The sequence below is a fragment of the Pseudoalteromonas sp. Z1A6 genome (assembly GCF_011378745.1).
GTDB lineage: Bacteria > Pseudomonadota > Gammaproteobacteria > Enterobacterales > Alteromonadaceae > Pseudoalteromonas > Pseudoalteromonas arctica.
This window is the reverse complement of sequence record NZ_WTKW01000526.1, coordinates 1-1,951: the sequence shown is the minus strand read 5'-3', so window position 1 is coordinate 1,951 and position 1,951 is coordinate 1. Positions and strand designations below refer to the sequence as shown.

The window sequence follows — 1,951 nt, the reverse complement described above, 5'->3', positions numbered from 1 at the left end:
AAATTTTAATAAGCTACTACGTATAAACTCGTATACGGGGCAATTTGTCGTATTTAATTCACTTTTAAATAGGGGCTTGCTAGTCTTGCAGGTAATTAAGTTTCCACTAAGAGTCTCTATGAAAAAGTTATTAGCCCTATCTATTTTAGCTGCATGTTCAGCACCTGTATTTGCCGATGTAAATTATTCTTTAGAAATCTCACAACCACAACATCATTTAGGCGATGTAAGTGTTGAGTTTCCAAAAACAGCGCAAGCACATCTTGATATAAAACTTCCTGCATGGCGAACGGGTCGCTATGAAATGCTAAACCTTGCCAATGGCATTCGTTATTTCAAAGCTAAAGATGAAGATGGCGAAGAGTTAACATGGGAAAAAATTGATCACAGTACATGGCGTGTACACCTTAATGAGCCAACAGAAGTTAATGTTGACTACCAGGTGTATGCAAATGAGCTTGGTAAGCGCGCTCGCCACATTGACGACAGCCATGCATTTATAGATGCATCAGGCTTTTTTATGTTTAGTGAATCATTCCGCCAAGAGCCAGTAACCGTTAATTTAGAGGTACCTAAAAAGTGGCGCTCTGTATCGGGTATGGATAATTTAAAAGGCAAAAATTCATTTAAAGCAGCAGATTACGACGTACTTGTTGATTCACCAATCGAAACGGGTATTAACCAACTACACACATTTGAAGTAGATGGCCGTGAATACGATTTAGTTATATGGGGCGATGGTAACTACGATGTAGAGCAAATGCTTACCGATCTTAAAAAATTAGTTGCCACTGGTAATGTAATTTGGGATGGCTATCCGTATGAACGTTATGTATTTATGGTACATGCTACGTCGGGTGCTGGTGGTGCAACAGAGCATTTAAACTCAACAATTATTCAACGTCCACGCGATAGATTTGGTAGCCGCGAAGATTACCTAGCCTTTATTAGCACCGCTGCGCATGAGTTTGTTCATACATGGAATGTTAAAGCATACCGCCCTCAAGGTTTAGTGCCGTACGATTACACTAATATGAATTACTCTAAACTGCTTTGGATTGCAGAGGGTTCAACAAGTTATTTTGAAGATCATTTAATGGTTCGCTCTGGTATTGAAACCACAGATGAATTTTTTAAAGTGATGAGTAAAACCATTAATCGTCATTTACAAACACCGGGCCGTGAAGTGCAAAGCGCAAGCGAAACAAGCTTTGATAAATGGATTAACCAAGGTGGCGATCATGCACGTAACTACAGCACTAATATTTATTCAGAAGGTTCATTACTTTCATTAGTTTTAGATATCGACTTGCTAGAAAAAAGCCAAGGTAAAATAAGCTATCGCGACGTACACAAAGCACTTTATAACAATCATAAAATGCCAGCTGGTTTTACAGATGTAGATGTACTTAATATCTTAAAAGATTTAACAGGGCGTGATTACTCAAGCTGGTGGCAAGAAAATGTTGAGTCGCCTGCAAGTATTAACTTTGACGACTTACTTACTAAAGTAGGCTTGAAATTTGAACGTCCTGAAAAAGCAAAAGCCCTTGCAAGCATTGATGCTACCGCTAAAAACACGGGCGAGTTACTTACGTTAAGTTACGTTCGCCGTGGTGGCAGTGCGTGGAAAGCAGGTTTAACTACCGATGATAAAATTGTCGCTATAAACAAACATCACGTAGGTAAAGATTTAAAAACCAGCTTAGAAACGTTTAAAAAAGGCGATAAAGTAACCATTGACTATCTTCGTCGCGATGCTCTTGAAAGCTTAACATTAGTATTATCAGAAGATTTTGATAAGCCTAAAAAAGTAGTTGCTGATAAAGAGGCAACGCCTGAGCAAAAAGCACTATTCAAAGCATGGATTGGCGTGGAACATCCAAATGATGTGACAAAAAAATAAATTCAGTTTTTATAGCGTTTAAATATAGTTAACAATTATTAAAAA

The 1,951-nt window shown here is 38.1% G+C and carries 1 protein-coding gene; it reads left to right on the top strand.

Annotation, left to right across the window (positions count from 1 at the left end; genetic code table 11):
* The first annotated feature begins 118 nt into the window (after positions 1-118).
* Positions 119-1,906, top strand: coding sequence for a PDZ domain-containing protein (locus GQR46_RS19155; protein ID WP_165742113.1), 1,788 nt, complete (start codon positions 119-121; stop codon positions 1,904-1,906).
* Positions 1,907-1,951: the final 45 nt, after the last annotated feature.